Here is a 19,221-nt window from a genome sequence, read left to right as displayed (position 1 = left end):
TAGTAAGTTTAAATGTTTTGAAATGAATGAATTCTTGCGAGCCTGGAGCTTAGCGCATGGCGGTTGGCGAATAGCATAGAGGAGATATACACCTTACACCCTCTACCTTTCTACCCTCAACCTTTCTACCATCAACCTTTCTCTAGGCTTTTGGCCAGTCGTTAAGGTGCTCGGCGTTTCCTAATTTAAGCTTTCTTGCAGAAATCTGGAACTTAAGCGTCATCGGGTGATCGCCCACAATGTTGATTCCTTCGGAATACTTAACAATGTAGCCATCATCGAAGTTAACTTCTTTCATTTTGGCATCTTCCTCTGTTTTCTTGATCAGAAGTGTTCCTGTAATGGGTTTGTACTGGTTGTTTACCATCGCCTCGATGATTGAGGTGTCTTCGGTTGATTCGATCTCAATGTCGATGGTACCGCCGTAAACTCCGGAAGAAGGTCTTCCCTTTGCATCTACATCGCGGTTTAACGCATAGGCACAATGAAGCACATCGTACTCCTTGCCCGAAAAATTTAATCTAGCTTTGAAAGCCATAGTTTTAAAATTTAAAGGTTAAAAATTTGATTTATCGTAGCCTCCGCTACATTAATTATAAACCAAATATTAAGCCAATTATTGCGTATGTAACTCATATATAACGACTAACACACTCCATCAATTCTAAAATATTGCCCCCATGACTATCAGAACGCAGATTTTGACAAGAAAAAAATTGTATTTTTTTTGAAATAATAGCACGTCTCATTCCCACTACACCACATAACTTAAAATACTGTAGCTTTTTTAGGCAAGATGTTACTTTTTGAAACGAAATTTAAGACAAATGGCGAAATGTAATTTTCACCATTTATTATATGTCTGAGTGTTTTGATCTGGTTGTTTTTGTTTTGCGATATTTAACAACACTAGCATATTTCAATAACCACTCTATTTATCTAATTATTTCAAAATCGCTTTTACCAGCTTGATGACAGATATAAATTGGCAATTCAAACTCATCGTTTGCTTCATTTTTATAGCTAATAATTGCCGAACCATCTGCACGTACTACTTCGAAAACATTCTTGTTTCCATATAACCTTACATGTGTATTGGCTGGAAATGGTTGCAAGGTAAAATTTTCCTTATTTAGTTGGGTAAGTAAATTTTGCCAACCCTTTTTATTGTCATCATTTAAATAAAGGGATTTATCCACTTCTAAAAACTTTTTTTCAAACATACTGAATACAGCACCAGGATTGATAATCATCTGCTGATGAACTTTTTTAAGGAAAGCCGTAGCCCTGGATTCAATTTCTTCTATTTCCTTTACGTTTTGCGAATTGCTCCATCCATCCAAACGGTAAGGCACATCGGCTTTAAAGTTACCATACTCCTCAATGGCAATGCTTTGTATTTCTTTAAAGGATGGGGTTTCATATTTAAATACCTCAACAAGATTATCATAGTTGCCGCTGTTGGCATCAAATAAATTTATTTTAATTTTAAGGTAGCTGTCTTTCCTTAAAACTGTTTCTCCTTTTAATGGCAGAATGCGAAAGGCTATTCTTTGAATGCCAGAAGCCAATATTAACTGATTAATCGGCACATGTGAATTTAATGATCCTCCATCAGTATTTCTGAAAGCGGGCATATCATTAATCAATATCTCAAAATTGCAGATTGACATATCAAAATCTACCAAATAGTAAGGCTCAACAAATCTCATTATCGTGTTTATTTTGCGTATTTACTTAAAATTGGATCATGTTCAGGGTTATGATATCCAAATATAATTTTATCATTTAACGCTTCTTTAGAAATAATAACCAAGGTGTTCGAAAAAGAATCTTTTGCCGTTACCAGCGTATATTGATAAATCAGGTTGCCCTTAACCCATACATTTTGATAGGGATAGGCAATCATTTCATCATCATACTCATCTTTAACTATTTTAACATCTCCTTTTAAACCTGTTTCAAGTAGCTTAACCTCAGCGTTATTTTTATCATAGGCCAGATTATCAAATGTTTGATCTGGTTTCCCCAGCATTTGTTTAAGGTGGTTAAATAAGTCGAATGTTTTGCTTTTATCTACAGAAAGTCTGGCAAAAGCCAATTTACCTTTGTACGCTACCAATTTAGCACCAATGTTATCTAATGGTAAATTGTTAAAAGTTACCCTGGCAAGCTCTTCTGGTGTCCTCAGCGTATATTGCACACTACTTTCTACACCCGAAAGGGATAAACCAACATCACTGCCTGATTGGTTTAAAACCCAATGTCCCTTTTGGTTTTCTACCTTCGATATTTTTAATTTTTCCAGGTGAGGGTTATCATTAAAGTCTATCTTATCCAAATCGAGTGTTTGTGAATTACATCCTTCGAGAATGATCAAAGACATACATAGACAAATTATAGTTCGCTTCATGTTATTTAATTTATTTATCGGCATAAGGTCCTAAAAGGTACCTTTTTTTAAAATCAGACTTATTTGGTTCAACAATTACATATTTACCTTCTTTAGAATAGGTTCTTTTAAAAATGCCAAATTTCACCGTACCTACCGCTACGTATTTTGCAATAATTCCACCAAATTCTAAAACGGGGTAGCCTAAAACCCCATCTTTGCTAATTTCTCCTTTTAACCCGCCAGAAATAAATGTGCTTACATCTGCGGTAAGGTAACCTTCAAAGCCTGCCATACCAAGATCGCCCTTAGCCCAGGCCTTAAATTCGATAGTTACCTGTATTTTTCCTATAATTTCTAATTCACCTTTGGTATCCTTTGGAGCTGCGGTATTACCTTGTATTTGTCCCTTAACATTTATGCTACCTGTAAATATTACGATAAAACTGATGCCAACATTGCCTTCAAGATGTTCTATCACAAAATTAATAATAGTACCCGCCCCCGGACATATTGCATTAGGACCATATTCTCTAAAAATCTTCCAAAGGTTTATTTTCCCTTCGGCCTCAACCAATGGTTTTGATTCGACACCTAATGTTATATTGGTGCCTAAATCTGGTTTGCCTTCTAGCTTTTCAGCATACCAACTCAATGAAGCTGCAATTACAGGCGCTTTAATTTCAAAGCTCAGTTTACCACCATTAACTGGAGATCTAGCAATCACATCAGTAGCAGCCTTCATTTTGTTGAAGATTTTTAGCGTTTTTGCTATTTTCTCCCCCCACTCCTTACCAACTTCGAGCTTTTGCTTGTCAGTATTCCATTTGGCCTCCAGCGACATCTCAAAAGACTGGGCCATTTCTCCATCTTCTCTTGAAAATGTACGATCCATTTCGGAAAGTAGTACAGTTCGTGCACCGGTATTGATATCATATGGATGGAGTTGATTGCCAGCTGTATATGCAAAGGCAATTTTGTGGTTCCATTTAAATTCTAGTGTCCATTTAATATCTGGATAAACATTTACTATAACTGTAGGTCTGGTTGGTTCGTCATAATACCGGCAACTATTAATGTAATACCAAAACTGATTGGGTGTAGTTTTACTTGGCCAGATGTATTGTAGCGGAAGAAGATTAAATTTAGATAAATCTGAATATACTTTTTCTTTAACCGTGCTTTGTCCTTTAATTACTATTGATTTATCATCTTTTCCAAGTTCCTGACCAACGTTCCTAAAGATTACATTTTTTCCAAGGTGCTTTTTCGATCCGCATTTCTGCGTATTAAATCCCCCTATATCTACAATGACATCTTTACCTACTGTACGATCTGGTGCTACCGTATTGTAGCTTATTGCCCCACTACCCTTTGAATTGGCTGCACCTTCCTTAAATACGTTGGTAATGTCTGATTTAGCTTTACCATCCTTAATCTCTACTTCGCTAACATCAATTTTATTAAATTTACATTGCTCGTATTTGATGGGATTAGGTTGTGCCTGGCCAACCTTGGCCACCTTATTGTTTCTGGCCCCATCAATTACTGTGGTAACTGGCTCATTTCTGACTTTTAGATATACGGCATGCAATTCTTGCCCCAAACTATCTTTTATGTATTGATTGGTTGCCGCGTCCTTCACCATTACATAAAAATCTTCGTCTGTTTTAATGTTTTTAACGAGGGCCATCCAACTGAAAGTATTCCTAATTTCTAAATTAACTTCGCCATCTATACAATCTACATTAGTATAGGTGCCTACAACATAATCCTTTCTTTTTAAGCCGATCCTATTGTAAACATCGATGATTAATTTTTTATGACTTAAGCCTTCTGTTTGTAAATTTAAATGAACAACATGCCCGTATTTGATAATGCCTGCCTGGTTTTTGATGTTTCCGCCACCAGCTTGCGTACTCCATTTAGAAGACACAATCAGCGGTGTGCATAAACCCCGCACTTGTAATCCCGTTTCTGCTTTATCTCTATTACCCGTTAAACTTGCTTCGATATAATAGGTAAGATTTCCACATAACTTTTTAGGAATAACAAAGTTTAAATTTTGATTGGGCGCGGCAAGAATCTGATTCAATATTGTTTTCCTATCGGCAGTCTGGATGATCCAGGTAATATCTTTCTTTTTATCTGCAGCTGTCGTATCAGGATACCATTCTGAAACAGCAAAAACTACCCCTTGATCTGGTTTTACTACATACAAACTATTAGGCCTGCTCGATTTAGGATAATAAAGGCCACGTATACAACTAATTCTTTTAATTCCTCTAGCCATATTAGTTGGTTATAGTTACTATAATTCCTTCACCAGCAGATGATTGATTACTAACACCTGCGGGGTTTAATACCTGCTGAATGTTTGGATCTGCCTTTTTCATATTTTGAGCACTAACATCAGCCTGTTGACCATGTTTTAGCACTTTTATGCAGTCTTTTCCGCCGACCGGGCAGGTTGCTTTACTATCTTCCAATAACAGATTGCCACCGTGCGTTAATGTAACTTTATCATAAAAAGCACCCCATTCGGTAATTACTGCGGTACAGGGACTATTATTCTTCTTTGAGCAAGAACCAAAACAATTCTTTTGTAATGTAGAACCAATATCTTTAGTACTTGCAATTAACTTTTTCGCGCCATCTTTATCATTGGCATATTCTTTTTTGTGCGTTAACACAACCAGGTTATCTGGAGCGGTGCCAAAATTGCACAGACATGTTGCTCCGTGAACGACCAAATGTTTTTCCATATGCTTAGCTCGTTGTATTCGTTTTTTTAAAAATAGATTTGAAAAAGTATCCAAAACCACTTCCATTACGGCTTTCGGTTTTATCCAAAAACATGAGATTGTTACCTAGGTTATCGTTAATCCCATCAGCATCAATTGGCTCGTCGAACATATTGAAAACACGTAATGTTATCGACTTTTGTTGACCATCGCTCCAGCTCCAATTGGCAATAATTGCATCGATTGACTTTGTTTCTTTCTGAAGTACAATATCGGCTTCATAAATAGCTTCAACAGGAATGCCTTCTCCATCTTCACCATCGCTAAAAAGATTTAGCTCTGTTTGGTCTATCTTTCCCTTATGGTGTATTTCTATCGCATTGTAATGATTCAGAAAAGGATCTATATTTTCGATAACATCAAAGTGCTCTGGGGTGGCATTTGGTGAAAGTGCAAAACGTCTGACATTTTTTACCTCACGCCCCTCGCCATAGGATTTATAAATAGGCGCAAAAAAAGTGTTAATAAACCAGTCGTTCCTGAAACAGATATCAAGTGCAAAGTCATCATTGATCATCAGCTCTGTTTGAGCTAAATATTTTTCAGTTTCTTCCCCAGTGAAATACTCCATCACTTTTTCTTTGGTTTCAACCCACCTTTTTTTTATTTCATCATGATTAAAAATCCCGATAAATGCCCCATCAAATCCGACCTGAACCAGTAAGGGGTAAAAAACTTTTCCCGTTTCGTAAGCCAGTTGATCTACTGTGCTTTCAGGTGCTAAATCGTTAATATAAACAGGGCTTAATCGTTCTAAACTGAAAATCCTTACCTGCTCATCTACCAATGTTTTAACGTAAGTTACCATCATTTCATATTTCATGGTGGTCACCTGGCCAGCAGTTGTAAACGAAATCAAAACCCCATACGATCGGCTGAAATGCGGTGGCCTAAGTTTTAATAAAACTAGGTTTGGGCACCCGATTAATTGGGTCTTTTGTTCATGGATTCCTGCTTGATCAATCATAAAAACTTGTTTGACGAACTTGAGTTAGTACATTTTTCTCTTTTTTATAAATCTTCCATCAGTATGATACAAAAACTCATATTGCGGTTGTGCATCAATGCGCGCCTTAATAATGGTTTCGCCAGATACTTCCTCTTCGTCTAAATAATCATAACTAAGAGGGATAATAATTTTCCCAGCTATATCGATTTTTCCAACTTTGCCTTTATTTCTTACTTCTACGGTACCATTATTAAAATTTCTTGCATAATCGTAAGTTGGTGGAATAATGAATTGGCCTTTTTTATTAATAAACCCCCATTTTTTATTCACCTCTACCGCTGCATATTCCTGACCATCCTTTTGGACGCCTGAAAAAGAATTTACATGATCGAATTTAAAATCGATTACCACATTTTCTTTTAAATCTACGAATCCGTATTTTCCGTTCTTTTTAGCGGCAGCAATTCCATCTATAAACATCTCCAAATCTTCATATACCAAAGGGATTTTAACTTTATTTTGTAAATCAACATACCCGTATTTATTGTTTTTAGCGACCATAAGGAGCCCGTCCTCATAATTGCCTACACCAATAAATTCGTAACCAAGCTTAACATCCAATATGAATTCGCCCTTTAAGTTCACTAAACCAACTCTTTCTTCTTCGGTATTGGGTTCACCTATAGATACTATGCCCAATGGTAAAAAATTACATTTAATTGCAGCCGAATATATTGCGGGAACAATAATTTTATCTTCACTATTCATGTAGCCAACTTTGCCAGTAACAGGCGATCTAAATGGGTACAATCTGTCATCTTCTCCCTGTGCGCAGGCAAATAAACATACCGTTAATAAAAAAATTGTAAAAGTGATTTTGTTTTTCATAAAACACGCATTACCTCATGTATTCTATTTTTACTCCAGCTATATACCCTGTTACTTCCTTAACTCATCATAGGTTTCCATTTCACTTTTTGATAAACTGGAAACCATAATATATTCCAGTTTATAATCGGTAAAGAAAAGTACTATCCGGTATAGTTTGCCACCACATTTTTTATCAGTAATCTGAAAATATTCGCCTCTTTCTCCTTTTGTGGTTAAGGTTTCATCTTTACTGTTTACATTCCGATCCCAAAAGGTAAAAATATCGAGCTTTTCAGTTTGCTCCCTATAGGCATTAATGGTTTGCAGATCCATATCACCCTTTACCGGAGCCCCCTGGATATTTACCACCCCTTGATAGGTTTTAAATGGATAAAAGAATTCTTTCTTTGTCAGTTCATTTTCTTTATTGAATTCTTTTATTTTTTCGTCGCTTATTAGCGATTTTCCGCCCTCCATATTTCTCGCAGCTATGTGCTCGCCAGATTCGTACTTAGCAGCAAAATTTAATTTACCAGCTTTACCTTCCGGAGAATCGAGATTGGTGAAAAAAATATAAAAATCTGTCTCGTCTTCAACTGCACTTAAACCAACGCCCAAATCGTCAAACATGCCAATTTCAGGTCTGCTGCTTTTTTGCCCCAATGCTTTTTCCCATTCTTTTAAGGGCTTGCCGAAGGGTAATCTTTTTCCTTTGTACAATACCCCGCAATCGTCAATTGTAATTAAAGCATTTTTCAGGTCGATAGTGGCTAAGTCTTTATTTGGCATTTGCTGGCAATTGGTAAAAAGCGTGGTACATAATGATAAGGTTATAATAAGTAGTTTTTTCATTGGCATAGTTTTATCTGTTAAATGAAAAAAGTTTATCCGTTATTTTGTTTTGACAGATAAATTTAGATTTTCATTTAACACTTGGTTAATCGAGTGTCATGTGTTTTATCTTTTCGATGGTATTTTCCATTTTCTTCCGCTGTTCGAGCAACCAATCGTTACTTTTCTTTAATGTTGGGTTTTTATTAATTTTATCCGCCATCTGGTCGTTCATTTCCGTTATACCCCTTACAATTGTTTTTTTCACTTCAACCGCCTGCCTGCGGGTATAACCGGTAGGATTCTTTTTAAATGCCTCAAATTCTCTTTTGGCATTATTATAGGTTTGGTCAACCGTCTCTCCAAATTTCTTGATATCCCTCATTACCGCAGGTGCATGTTCATGATAAATGGTAGGAAATTTAAGTTTATTGATAATCAAAGGATTTTTTTCTTTCCACTTTTTTAGTATATCATTTACCTGAGTAATCCACTCATTCTTCACCAGGGCAGGATGTACAAAATAAGTATCGGCTACATATTTGGCCAATGCTTCGCCGCTGGCACCGTTTTTAAACCTGGTACCAACATCTTTTACGGCCATAATGGCCAGCTCTGCGGCCAGTTTATGCAATGGATGGTTCGGGTCATCTTTGGCAATCTGCGTATGCGTAGGATCGCTGCCATAACCTGAAGATAGTGATTGTATAATTCTAATCCCATCATCGGTAACATCCAAAAAAATATTAAAAGAAACATTCATTACAAAGGCGAGGTTATTGCCCAAACTATTCATCTGTTTATCAATAACTGTCATCCCTTTTCCAAGTGGAGTATTTTTATTTTTCTCCATAAAGTCGGCTTTCCAGTCGACAAAATTTAACCATAGATTTAAGCTTTTTAACAAACCGCTAACGGCAATCCCTTTATAAGTTACGTTATTTTGGGTATGATCTCCTTTTTGCGATTTGGATAAATTGGTGAGCATGGTTAACATAAAACCTTCGGGAAAGGTACGTTCACCCTTTTTACGGGTTTCGTAAGGTCTGGGTTTTATCGGGAACATGGCCTCAGCCATTTTTGGCGCCACACTGGCCACGGTATCATCTAACAAGAAAATGCCGGTTACAATCGGAATATCTTTAGCAGGTTTACCCTGCTTATTTTCTACCCATGGATAAACCATAGGAGCACCATTGTTGATCAGGGCAACCTCTAAAAAGTTAGAATGCGAGAAATAATCTTCGAGTACGTGCAGGGCCGCACCAAAATGCATAAAACCCTCATTATTTTTCCCTTTGCGGCAGGCCAGTATCAGCTGCTGTTTCATATAGGTAACAGCAGATGGATTTACGGCATTTGATTTTTCGGCATCATATCCTTTACCATGAATATAGCTTTTCATGTTACGTACAGGATCGATCGGGCTGGAACTGCTTTGGCCATAAAACAGTTTTTTCTGTATACTTCCTTCAGGTGTTTGGTATGTAAATGCAACGGCGCTGCTCGAGGCCAGATCAATGGCTTTACTCTCATCCGGAAGTTTAAAAGCATTATCAATATGTTCTTCGGGGCGGTAAACGCCTAAAATTTCTTTGGTAAGCTTTTTAAACTTTTTTCTGAAGGCATCGAGGTGTGCCTGATAGTTTTCGGTGACGGGCTTTTTGGTTCTTTTCGCTTCTTCTACAGCCACATCATATACAAATTCTTTAGCTGCAAAAATCTCCAATAACTCAACCCATCCCTGGTGCGACATTTTTAGGGTATTATTAGGTGCCACTTTTTTACTAGCAGTAGTTGCTGTACCAGAAGCATTAATAGTCGCGCCAACAATCATTTGCGAATAGTCGCGTAGCCAGTTACCAAAATAAATCTGCAATACCTCATCTTTTTTAAATATTTTACTCTTGCTACCGGCAAGTGCTTCCATCTCTATAGTGCCATGGCCATAACCATGTGCCGCATCAAGAAAACCAGCACCAAAATATTCTACATCTGCCAAGGGGATACCATCGTACTGTTGCTCTTCGTTTACAAAAGCTTTAAGCTGTTCGTGTTCCTTAGCAAAGTCAACAACCAGCTTTCCATTAAACTCAGGTGTTTCTGCTTCGGCATAAGTAATGCTGCTTTCTTCAAATATGTTAAAGGTGAAAAAGTTATAAGCAAACCTGGCCCCTTCGTCGATAATATCATCATCAGCAATTGGTTCAGGACTAAAGTCTGTTCTCAATAAATTATCAATGTGGTGACCATACTCTTCTACCAGTGCGGCAAAAAGTACTGTTTTGCCATCGTTGCTCGCCACAGCCTCTTTTAAAACATTTTCCGAAACCAGAATTTGCTTTCGTTTATTGCTATATGCTGCTTTGTGCCCCCCAACTGCACCTTTTACCACAATTATTTCGGGAGCCTGAAAACTTCTATCACTTAATGCCCGGTATAATTTGCTATAGGCTTCTGGTTTAATGTCGTGGCCAAAAAGATAAAGCGCCCAGTACATAAACATTTTCTCGCCCATTTCGTCGGCTAAAATGCAAAGCTGATCGTGTGCATAAGTACTTTTTAATTTATACTCACTTTTTTCTATCACCAGATCGGATGGCGCATATTTATTGTATTTTATTCCCTCTTCACCATTAATATGGATTGTTTTATGGCTTATAAACGATAAGTCGTCATTTTTAGCTTCGATATTTACCTTATTGGCAATTTCTATTAAACTTCCGGTATTTACAGTATAATCGCCGGTGGAAGTAATGAAAATATTTTTTGCTCTTTTTGTAATGGCCATAAATAATTTCTTTAGAAAGAGATCGATTTTTCTGCACTATTATGCTCTACAGTCTGTTTGCTCTGCAAAGTCATTTTATCGTTTTCACTAAAAATGCTGATTCCATTATTCGCAAGTGTTTCCATGTTATCAGATTGCCTGCGGATCTCCTGATCTGCAAATTCCATTCGTTTATCAGAACTTTCCTTAATATCTCCCGTGGCTACGATTTGCATATCACGACCAGCAATCTGACTAATGTTGTTTCCGGCATCTGTAGAAATATTTTCACCTGCGCTTTCAGCAATATTTTTACCTACTTTGGTATTCATATTCTCCTGCACATTAATCTGCATATTTTTACAGTTTAAGGTCATGTTCTCTAGTGCTGTTATCGTAATATTATTACCCTTGGTATCAATATGGATAATATTTTCGTGTATGTCGGTAATTTTGATGCCCTGCGTATTCGGATCGTCATCAAACTCAACAAGGTGGCCGCTTCTGGTAATAATACTCTTTAAATGGTTTTTAATCAAAGGGCTGCTATCTACACTGGCACTGTGGTAAACACTTCCCATTACCACTGGCCTTGCAATATTTCCTTCTTCAAAAGCGATCATCACCTGATCGTCAATTTCTGGTATGGCAAAATAGCCACGGTTGTTTCCTCTATCGCCTACACCTGCACTTGGTGTAACTACGCGCAGCCACTCTGTAACATCGTTGGTTAAGCACTCCCATTTAAACTTCACTTTAATACGCCCCTGGCCTTTTGGATCGTTATTATCGATTACATCGGCAAGCTGCATATCTGGTTGTGGTTTTTCGAAGTTTTTTACCAGTATCCTTTCTGTGGTCGATATTTTCCCCTCAAAGGTGTTATGGTATTTGCCATTTTCATCGATATGATGTTTTATACTGGTAATCAGGAATTTGCCTAAACTTTCTGATGTGAAAGCCAGTTCTTTGCGTAAGCTCATGGTAATTTCGGCAATCCCACCAATGCTTAAACCTGCATTATCTCCTTTAGCGGTTACCTTTAGCAACTCACTCACATTTGCTTTTTCCTGATTTTCTACATGATTTGAAATATCGCTATTGTTATCAACCCGGATGGCTGAAGGCTGATTAAATGTTTTACTAAAAGTAAGGTTCGAGGCTTTAACGGCATGTGATAAATCGGGTGTACCATCAACACTTCCTGTACTTTCACTCTGCAGCATCTCATCCTGTTTAGGATTATAAGAAAAGCGTTTATTTTTAATCGGTGCAATTTCCATTGCATATTGCATTTCCTGAACGTCTCTGCCGTAAAATAAAGCTATTTCTTTTTGCGTGTTGGGTTTTCCAAAATTAAGCTGCTTACCATCATAGAAAAACCACTCGTGGTATTCGGCCGAAAGCCGGTTCAAAAAAGCAAAATCGCTTTCTCTATATTGAATGATGTAATCGATTGATGAGGTTCTGGCTGCATTCGCCACAACCTTTAAATCATTGGCAGGTGTATCTTTTGTTGCCAGTTTTACGATCTCATTTAAATCTTTATCCAAATAAGACCCAAGATCTGGTCCGCGGTCAATCAAAATCGTTGGGCTATAGCCACTTACAATTAAAACCCCATGGTAACCATGGCTTTGAGACAGTTCTACTTTCGAAACCAGTCCAACAAAATTTTGCATGCCTTCTGGCGAATGACCAAAAGATGCGGTTAAGGTTTTGCCTACAAAATCCCGGCTATCCTCTAAACTGATCAGTCCCGGTGCGCCCATTTGATCGTGGTTAAAACGCAGCTCGAAATAATGATGTTCGTTAAAAGCCTGCTGAAGGCTAAAGGAAGCAAAATGAGTAATTCCCTTATCCTCTATATTGATTTCTGCTATGAGTTTCTTTTCCATATTGATTAATCTTGATCACAACAATTGCCCTTAGCTAAGCCTAATGCGGCGTTTTTTTGCATGACCACCTCATAAAAATGAGTTTATTTTTATGGGCGGCATGTTCAGATGAAAATTGTGTGCTTGTACCAAACCAAATACTTTACCTGGGCGGTAATCGTTTTTTACGACAATATATTTGAACTGGTTAGACATGGTTGAGCTTTAATTTGATTGAGATAGCCTTAAGCTAATGACTGTAAGACTAAACGCATTATTTAGTATTTTAGGATGATGAAAATGGAGATGAACTTAAAGCGACCAGCATAAACCGGTCGCTTTTGTTTATTTTATACTTGATTACGATTAAGCTTTAGGCCAATCGTTTTCATGTTCTGCGTTGCCCAGTTTTAGCTTACGGGCCGATACCACAAAACTTAATGTCATAGGTGTATTGTCGTTTACCGCAATACCCTCGTTATACTGGATGATGTAGCCATCTTCGAACGACAGTTCCTTCATTTTTGCGTCTTCTTCGCCTTTTTTGAACACCAAGGTTCCGGAAAGCGGTTTGTACTGGTTGTTTACCATCGATTCGATCACAGAAGTATCTTCGGTTGATTCGATTTCGATGTGGATGGTGCCACCATAAACACCTGATGATGGACGCCCTTTTGCGTCAACATCTCTATTTAATGAAAAGCTGCACTGTAGTACATCAAATTCTTTTGATCCTAAGTTTAAACGGGTTTTGAATGCCATTGTAGTAAGTTTAAATGTTTTGAAATGAATGAATTGCGGTTGACGGTTGACGTGGAGCGCATGGCGTTTGGCATTTATTTACCTCATGCCCTAAACCTTACACCCTCTACCTTTTTTCCTTCAACCTTTCTCTAGGCTTTTGGCCAGTCGTTAAGGTGCTCGGCGTTTCCTAATTTAAGCTTTCTTGCAGAAATCTGGAACTTAAGCGTCATCGGGTGATCGCCTACAATGTTGATTCCTTCGGAATACTTAACAATGTAGCCATCCTCGAAGTTAACTTCTTTCATTTTGGCATCTTCCTCTGTTTTCTTGATCAGAAGTGTTCCTGTAATGGGTTTGTATTGGTTGTTTACCATCGCCTCGATAATTGAGGTGTCTTCGGTTGATTCGATCTCAATGTCGATGGTACCGCCGTAAACTCCGGAAGAAGGTCTTCCCTTTGCATCTACATCGCGGTTTAACGCATAGGCACAATGAAGCACATCGTACTCCTTGCCCGAAAAATTTAATCTAGCTTTGAAAGCCATAGTTTTAAAATTTAAAGGTTAAAAATTTGATTTATTGTAGCCTCCGCTACACGAATGTCTTAACCAAAGATCAGGCCAACAACTCCCTATATCGCTCATCTATAGCGAATAATCTTATTTTTAAAACCAGGGCAAAATCAATAAATCATACTAAACGCTTAGTTAAACAAATATTATTGTGGAAAAAGTGTGGATAAGTTTTAAGATAATTTTAGTGTTACACATACAACATCCCCATGAATAACTTACATAACTGTAGTTATTTCACCCAAGTTGTAGTGTTTTAGGACAAAAATTTACCTTAGTTTGAATGACTAAATGAGCTGCGCTCCAAATTTTTCCATTTTAGCTACCCATTTTTGGCTGTAATGATTTTCCAGAGAATGTAATTCGCCAATGGTATTGGTGAGCACGGGGCTCATTCTGCATTTTTCGAAAACTACTTTTTTAATCGAGAGATAAGTTGTTTTTTTATTTGCCTTCCATTCTTTAAAGGTTGCTTCATCTAAAATAGACACAATCCGCGCCGAACGGCCACTAAAGTTATTGTTTACGTTTTGTTGCTGGGTAGTAAAAATCTGGTCGGGCAAAAATAAGCGATCGAAAAAACCTTTAATCTTTGCCGGAATATGATCTACATACACCGGGCAAAAAAGTACCACATGGTTGCTTTGCCTAATTGCGGTTAAAGCTTTTTGCAGATCGGGCTCTAACTCGGCAATTTGCCTGTTATTAAACTGCTTGTTCGAGTTAAATATCAGGTCGATGATGGCCAATTCTCTTACCGTTGCGCCAGCACTTTCAGCACCTTGCTTATACGCGTTAATCAGGAAATTTGTAGATGCGTTTTTTTCAATATCCCCATTCAGGATAAGTACTTGCTTCATTTTTTTTGATTAATCTGATCTGGCCGATGCATTACAAAATTATAAAGAATTTGTTAAGTGTTATGCATAACCCATAAAAAAACCCAACGCTAAGGTTGGGTTTTTATTTCAGCGCTCAAAAAACTACTGCTGATTGTACTCTGTATTCCAGGTGGTATTCTCATCTTCACCCTTATGGCCGTCGAGTTTTACGACAAAACTTTTAGCCGGAAAATACGGCGTGATGTGAATATCCAGGTGGATTCTGTCTTTTTGAAGTTCGTCTCTCTCAAAACGCATGATTTTAAACCTTTCGATTAAACGATCTGCACCCTGGATTCCATCCAAAAATTTAACAATCTGGCTGCGCAAATCCTGTTCTGTTTTAGAAGTCCAGTTTTCGAAGGCCCTTCTGTTCAGGAAATCGAACAAAACTTTGGTGATATAATCGAATACCCGAACAACTGAATAAGTCTGTAAACCAATATTGTCGCCATTGAACAAGGTTTTAGCCGAAAAAGCCATTACTTTACCGTATTCGTTAACCATTGGCACTAAACCTACGCGCTCTAAATGAGAGATTTCACTTTTCTTTAAATCGAATTTTACACCGTCAACTTCGTTTATTGCACCATGTTTTTTACCTGCGGTAACCTGCGACATTAACGTGTAATACATTTTACCTGCAAGAGCGGCCGATCCCGGAACGGTAAGATCATCTTCCTCACCTACTTCTGCTACCTTACCACGACCTACCAGCCAGTTACAGGTCATAATTACGTTCGATCTAAATGCATCGCCACCTGTAAAATTAGCTGCAGTAAATAAATCGAGTACATCATCAGGCTGGTCTAAATCGGCAAAATCTGTTACCAGCATCGCTTTATTGTTATGTGCTATTTTAGCCCATCTTTCTAACACTTTGTTAGAACCCATATAACCGGGAACAACCATTAACGAATAATTTTTACGGAGATCTAAACGATCGTAGTTTTGTTTTAATTCATCATCTACGTATTCGATAAAACGTGGATTATCGAGATCTTTTACCTGATCCATCGATGCATTTAACAGCACCACATTTTTCAGTTTATCAGACTCGGTGTTTTTATAGAATAAGTGAACCGATCGGTATGCCTGTTCCAGTTCTCTTGTACTTTCGAGCGCTGTACCAATGTTTTTATTTAAGTTTTCTTCTGCAGCATTGAGTTTTTCGGTGCTTTTTTCAACCATATTGGCTACCGAGGTGGAAGACTCAAGCACATCTATCCAAAGCTGGATTTTCTTTTTCAACTCTTCACGTTCCTTCTTCTTTTCATCACCCGTTAAGAAAATCTGTTTTCTTGCTTTTCTTTCCGGATTTAAATTCTGAAGTCCATCAACAGTTGCTTCTAACAGATCGAAACCACCAACCCTGGCCAGTTTTTCTAAGTTATCTTTAAGCGATGTTTTTTCTATGGTTTTGCCTTCTGCAGGTTTAAACCCTGCCTGAGCTGTATTTTGGTCTGTTTTTAATTCTTGAGGATTTGACATGTTTTCTCAGCGTTTAGATTATTTATTTTGCTCCAATTCATCAACAAAGTTCTTCAAAGCACTTATGAATGCCGCTTTAGTTTCTTCATCATCAAGCGTAGCTTTTAAGGTTTTGTTCGATTTTAACTGTTTAATTACATTCAAAGACATTTCTCTCTCGATATTGACATTGGTGAGGTAGTTACTTTGATTGATAATATTTTTCACGCCGAAATCGCCCAGATCGTTAAAGTTCAGGGTTTCACCCACGGTAGATCCATCTTGCTTTTCGAAAGCTACTTTAACATTTGGTTTATAATGTTCAAATACCTCTTTTACGGTTTTTAATCCTTCTACCTTTTCGGGCTTAATGGGATCGTTATCGGTAAGTTTTTGTACAAAAAGCGTTTTGTTGTGGGCAATTTCTGCGAAAGCTTCTGAGGTATCAATTTTCCGCTCATTACCACCAATTTCATAATTAAACATAGTATGTAGATTTAGATTTACGATTAATTTATTCTAATAATATAATAGTTAACGTTTTAGCTCAATTTTTGTTCCAATGTTACTGCTTCTGGCTGAATAATATTCCATTGCAATGTATCTTCTTTAGGATGTTTGCTCACCTGTATCTTCGATCCTTTTTTGAGTTCGCCTGAAATAATGTATTTCGAGATTGGCCTGCGTAAAAGATTTCTGATTACGGCCGATAGCTGCCTTGCTCCATACTTAGGGGTAAAACCATCTAAAGCAATCATTTTTTTAGCATCATCTGCTATTTCAAATTCGATACCCATTTTATTCAACGATTGCACCAAACTGCTCAGCTGTATTTCGAAAATGCGCACCACATTGCTTTCGTTAATCGGTGCAAAGGGAACAATTTCTGAAATCCGTGCTAAAAACTCCGGACGGAAATGCCCTGCCATTACCTCCATCAACTGATTTGATGCCGGAATAATACCCTTGCTAATTTGTTCTGCTATCCATTCACTACCAATATTTGAGGTAAAAAGAATAAGGGAATTACTAAAATCGCCTTCTTTCCCCAAGCGGTCGTGCATATGGCCTTCATCCAAAATCTGCAAAAAGGTATCGAATACTGAAGGGTGTGCTTTTTCAATCTCATCAAATAGCAATACCGAATAGGGCTGCTGCCTGATTTTGTTCACCAATAAGCCACCTTCTTCATAGCCAACATAACCCGGAGGCGCTCCATATAGCAATGCGGCACTGTGTTCTTCTTTAAATTCAGACATGTCGAACCTGATCATTGCCTTTTCGTCGTTGAACAAAAATTCGGCTATTGATTTAGCCAGTTCGGTTTTACCTGTTCCGGTAGGTCCCAATAAAAAGAAAGATCCTATGGGCTGTCCTTTTTTGTTCAGTCCGCTGCGCGATTCCAATATCGCATCAGAAACCGCTTTAAGTGCCTGGTCTTGCCCTACCACACGTTTTTTCAGGTATTGCTCCATATTCAGCAATTTTTCTTTTTCACCTGCCTGCAGTTTTCCCATTGGGATACCTGTTTTATAAGCCACAATCGAAGCAATATCCTGTTTGGTAATCCGGTTGCTTTTTTCGGCAGCGTATTTTTTTAGTTCCTGCAGGCTACTGTTAATGTAACCCTGATATTCATCGGCTGTTTCGAAGGCATCTGTTTGTGTTTCGTCGGTTAGCCGCCCTAATAAAACGGGACTTAATTTATTCTGGAGCAAAGAGAAAAGCCATTTATAATCGGCAAAGCGCTCTGCCTCTGATTGATCTTTATTGGTATTTAATGCTTCCAGATCGGTTTCCAAGCTATTTATTACGGCGTCGGAGGTATCGTTCATCATTTTCATTGCAGCCATGGTTCTATCCAGCAAATCAAAAGCAGAATCGGGTAACCTCCTGTCTTTCATGTAACGTTTGGCTAAACGAACACATTCGCCCAAAGCATCGGGTTCGATGGTTAAAATATGGTGCTCTTCATACTTCACCGCCAGTTTCTGCAGCATTTTTATGGTGCTTTCCTCATTTGGCTCATTTACCTGAAGCACTTCGAAGCGCCTGCTAAAAGCCTGTTCTGGCTCAATAATTTTGCGATATTCGTCAATAGTGGTTGCACCAATTACCGTGATTTCGCCACGGGCGAGTTCTGGCTTTAGTAAATTGCCAATTCCGGCACCCAACGGGCCTTTGCTATCCAATAGCGTGTGGATTTCATCAATAAAGAGCACCGCTTTTTCAAACTGTTTTATTTCTTTGATGATGTTTTTTAACCGGTCTTCTATTTCTCCTTTGTACGATGCGCCTGCGATTAACGAACCTAAATCCAACTCAAAAAGCTGAACCGGTTTAAGGTTTTCGGGCACATTCTGATTGACAATATCGATGGCAAAACCATCAACCAATGCGGTTTTACCTACACCGGCATCGCCAGTAAGAATTACGTTTGGTTTAGTGCGGCGACAAAGGATTTCCATCATCATCCTCGTTTCTTTATCGCGGCCGATAATCGGATCAGTTTTACCATCACGAACCAGCTGTAACCGGTCTATACAATATTTATGCAGTGCATTGCCTGTACTTTTACTTTCGGCACCAGCGGTTGTTTTATCCGGCGAAACTACCCTTGAAATTTCTTCATCCTTTACATAGAGGTCCAAAATCTCCCGTTCCTTTATCGGAAAAGATTTTAACTGATCGGGTTGAAAACCGATTCCAGGTTTAGCCAATGCAGTTAACACACACACGGGTGTAATCAAATCCAAGCCCAGTTTAATGCGTACATTATCAGCCTCTTCAAAAACAACGGCAATTTCTGGTGCACCACTAACGGTATCGCTAAAACTTGCCGATTTGGTCTGTTCATCAATCCGGACTTCAGCCCACTCACTAATGTATTCTTCATCCTTCCCAATGGAAGTGATAAACGACCGTAAACCCACATCTTTATGCATTAAGCCTTTGAGCAAATGAGCCGCAGAAAATGTTTCGTTCCTGTATTCTTTTGCTAAAGACTGTGCAATGTGCAGGGCTGTTTTTACCGATTCGCTTAAATTTGTAATTGCCATAT

General features: G+C 38.1%; 16 protein-coding genes. All 16 read right to left on the bottom strand.

Features of this window, described 5'->3' with window-relative positions; translation table 11 throughout:
- Window positions 1-142: 142 nt before the first annotated feature.
- Complete coding sequence (gene tssD / locus AC07YT_RS21165; protein ID WP_086548641.1) at window positions 143-538, bottom strand: type VI secretion system tube protein TssD; 396 nt, start codon at window positions 536-538, stop codon at window positions 143-145.
- A 397-nt stretch (window positions 539-935) separates the two neighbouring features.
- On the bottom strand, window positions 936-1,712 hold the full coding sequence (locus AC07YT_RS21160) for a hypothetical protein (RefSeq protein ID WP_086548640.1): 777 nt from the start codon (window positions 1,710-1,712) through the stop codon (window positions 936-938).
- A gap of 8 nt (window positions 1,713-1,720) precedes the next feature.
- A complete protein-coding gene (locus tag AC07YT_RS21155; RefSeq protein WP_086548639.1) occupies window positions 1,721-2,386 on the bottom strand; it encodes a hypothetical protein in 666 nt (221 codons plus the stop codon).
- Between the two features lie 37 nt (window positions 2,387-2,423).
- A complete protein-coding gene (locus AC07YT_RS21150; RefSeq protein ID WP_086548638.1) occupies window positions 2,424-4,685 on the bottom strand; it encodes a hypothetical protein in 2,262 nt (753 codons plus the stop codon).
- Between the two features lies 1 nt (window position 4,686).
- Entirely contained in the window at window positions 4,687-5,157 is a 471-nt protein-coding gene (locus AC07YT_RS21145) for a DUF4280 domain-containing protein (RefSeq protein WP_086548637.1), read from the bottom strand.
- Between the two features lie 4 nt (window positions 5,158-5,161).
- Window positions 5,162-6,055: a patatin-like phospholipase domain-containing protein gene (locus AC07YT_RS21140; protein WP_145954292.1), complete on the bottom strand. Its 894-nt coding sequence runs from the start codon at window positions 6,053-6,055 to the stop codon at window positions 5,162-5,164.
- Between the two features lie 132 nt (window positions 6,056-6,187).
- Window positions 6,188-7,033: a WG repeat-containing protein gene (locus tag AC07YT_RS21135; RefSeq protein ID WP_086548635.1), complete on the bottom strand. Its 846-nt coding sequence runs from the start codon at window positions 7,031-7,033 to the stop codon at window positions 6,188-6,190.
- Window positions 7,034-7,084: 51 nt separating this feature from the next.
- Window positions 7,085-7,867 (bottom strand): DUF7738 domain-containing protein, encoded by a 783-nt coding sequence (locus tag AC07YT_RS21130; RefSeq protein ID WP_086548634.1) that lies wholly within the window; start codon window positions 7,865-7,867, stop codon window positions 7,085-7,087.
- A gap of 85 nt (window positions 7,868-7,952) precedes the next feature.
- Complete coding sequence (locus AC07YT_RS21125) at window positions 7,953-10,637, bottom strand: HET-C-related protein (protein ID WP_086548633.1); 2,685 nt, start codon at window positions 10,635-10,637, stop codon at window positions 7,953-7,955.
- Between the two features lie 11 nt (window positions 10,638-10,648).
- Entirely contained in the window at window positions 10,649-12,514 is a 1,866-nt protein-coding gene (locus AC07YT_RS21120; RefSeq protein WP_086548632.1) for a type VI secretion system Vgr family protein, read from the bottom strand.
- 345 nt (window positions 12,515-12,859) lie between these two features.
- The gene (gene tssD, locus AC07YT_RS21115) at window positions 12,860-13,255 is read right to left on the bottom strand and encodes a type VI secretion system tube protein TssD (protein ID WP_025141860.1); all 396 of its coding nucleotides are present in this window, start codon (window positions 13,253-13,255) and stop codon (window positions 12,860-12,862) included.
- 131 nt (window positions 13,256-13,386) lie between these two features.
- The gene (tssD, locus tag AC07YT_RS21110; protein ID WP_025141859.1) at window positions 13,387-13,782 is read right to left on the bottom strand and encodes a type VI secretion system tube protein TssD; all 396 of its coding nucleotides are present in this window, start codon (window positions 13,780-13,782) and stop codon (window positions 13,387-13,389) included.
- Between the two features lie 314 nt (window positions 13,783-14,096).
- Window positions 14,097-14,669, bottom strand: a complete 573-nt coding sequence (locus AC07YT_RS21105) for an NAD(P)H-dependent oxidoreductase (protein WP_086548631.1) — start codon at window positions 14,667-14,669, stop codon at window positions 14,097-14,099.
- A gap of 123 nt (window positions 14,670-14,792) precedes the next feature.
- A complete protein-coding gene (locus AC07YT_RS21100) occupies window positions 14,793-16,181 on the bottom strand; it encodes a DUF5458 family protein (RefSeq protein WP_086548630.1) in 1,389 nt (462 codons plus the stop codon).
- An 18-nt stretch (window positions 16,182-16,199) separates the two neighbouring features.
- Window positions 16,200-16,646: a hypothetical protein gene (locus tag AC07YT_RS21095; RefSeq protein ID WP_086548629.1), complete on the bottom strand. Its 447-nt coding sequence runs from the start codon at window positions 16,644-16,646 to the stop codon at window positions 16,200-16,202.
- Between the two features lie 56 nt (window positions 16,647-16,702).
- Window positions 16,703-19,219, bottom strand: a complete 2,517-nt coding sequence (locus AC07YT_RS21090) for an ATP-dependent Clp protease ATP-binding subunit (RefSeq protein ID WP_086548628.1) — start codon at window positions 19,217-19,219, stop codon at window positions 16,703-16,705.
- Window positions 19,220-19,221: the final 2 nt, after the last annotated feature.

Source organism: Pedobacter sp. GW460-11-11-14-TSB4 (assembly GCF_059423705.1).
This window is presented reverse-complemented; position numbering and strand designations above follow the sequence as displayed.

Bases quoted from the DNA above. Each gene is read 5' to 3' on its own strand.
- tssD (WP_086548641.1), bottom strand. From the start codon at position 538: ATGGCTTTCAAAGCTAGATTAAATTTTTCGGGCAAGGAGTACGATGTG.
- AC07YT_RS21160 (WP_086548640.1), bottom strand. From the start codon at position 1,712: ATGAGATTTGTTGAGCCTTACTATTTGGTAGATTTTGATATGTCAATC.
- AC07YT_RS21155 (WP_086548639.1), bottom strand. From the start codon at position 2,386: ATGTCTTTGATCATTCTCGAAGGATGTAATTCACAAACACTCGATTTG.
- AC07YT_RS21150 (WP_086548638.1), bottom strand. From the start codon at position 4,685: ATGGCTAGAGGAATTAAAAGAATTAGTTGTATACGTGGCCTTTATTAT.
- AC07YT_RS21145 (WP_086548637.1), bottom strand. From the start codon at position 5,157: ATGGAAAAACATTTGGTCGTTCACGGAGCAACATGTCTGTGCAATTTT.
- AC07YT_RS21135 (WP_086548635.1), bottom strand. From the start codon at position 7,033: ATGAAAAACAAAATCACTTTTACAATTTTTTTATTAACGGTATGTTTA.
- AC07YT_RS21130 (WP_086548634.1), bottom strand. From the start codon at position 7,867: ATGAAAAAACTACTTATTATAACCTTATCATTATGTACCACGCTTTTT.
- AC07YT_RS21125 (WP_086548633.1), bottom strand. From the start codon at position 10,637: ATGGCCATTACAAAAAGAGCAAAAAATATTTTCATTACTTCCACCGGC.
- AC07YT_RS21120 (WP_086548632.1), bottom strand. From the start codon at position 12,514: ATGGAAAAGAAACTCATAGCAGAAATCAATATAGAGGATAAGGGAATT.
- tssD (WP_025141860.1), bottom strand. From the start codon at position 13,255: ATGGCATTCAAAACCCGTTTAAACTTAGGATCAAAAGAATTTGATGTA.
- tssD (WP_025141859.1), bottom strand. From the start codon at position 13,782: ATGGCTTTCAAAGCTAGATTAAATTTTTCGGGCAAGGAGTACGATGTG.
- AC07YT_RS21105 (WP_086548631.1), bottom strand. From the start codon at position 14,669: ATGAAGCAAGTACTTATCCTGAATGGGGATATTGAAAAAAACGCATCT.
- AC07YT_RS21100 (WP_086548630.1), bottom strand. From the start codon at position 16,181: ATGTCAAATCCTCAAGAATTAAAAACAGACCAAAATACAGCTCAGGCA.
- AC07YT_RS21095 (WP_086548629.1), bottom strand. From the start codon at position 16,646: ATGTTTAATTATGAAATTGGTGGTAATGAGCGGAAAATTGATACCTCA.
- AC07YT_RS21090 (WP_086548628.1), bottom strand. From the start codon at position 19,219: ATGGCAATTACAAATTTAAGCGAATCGGTAAAAACAGCCCTGCACATT.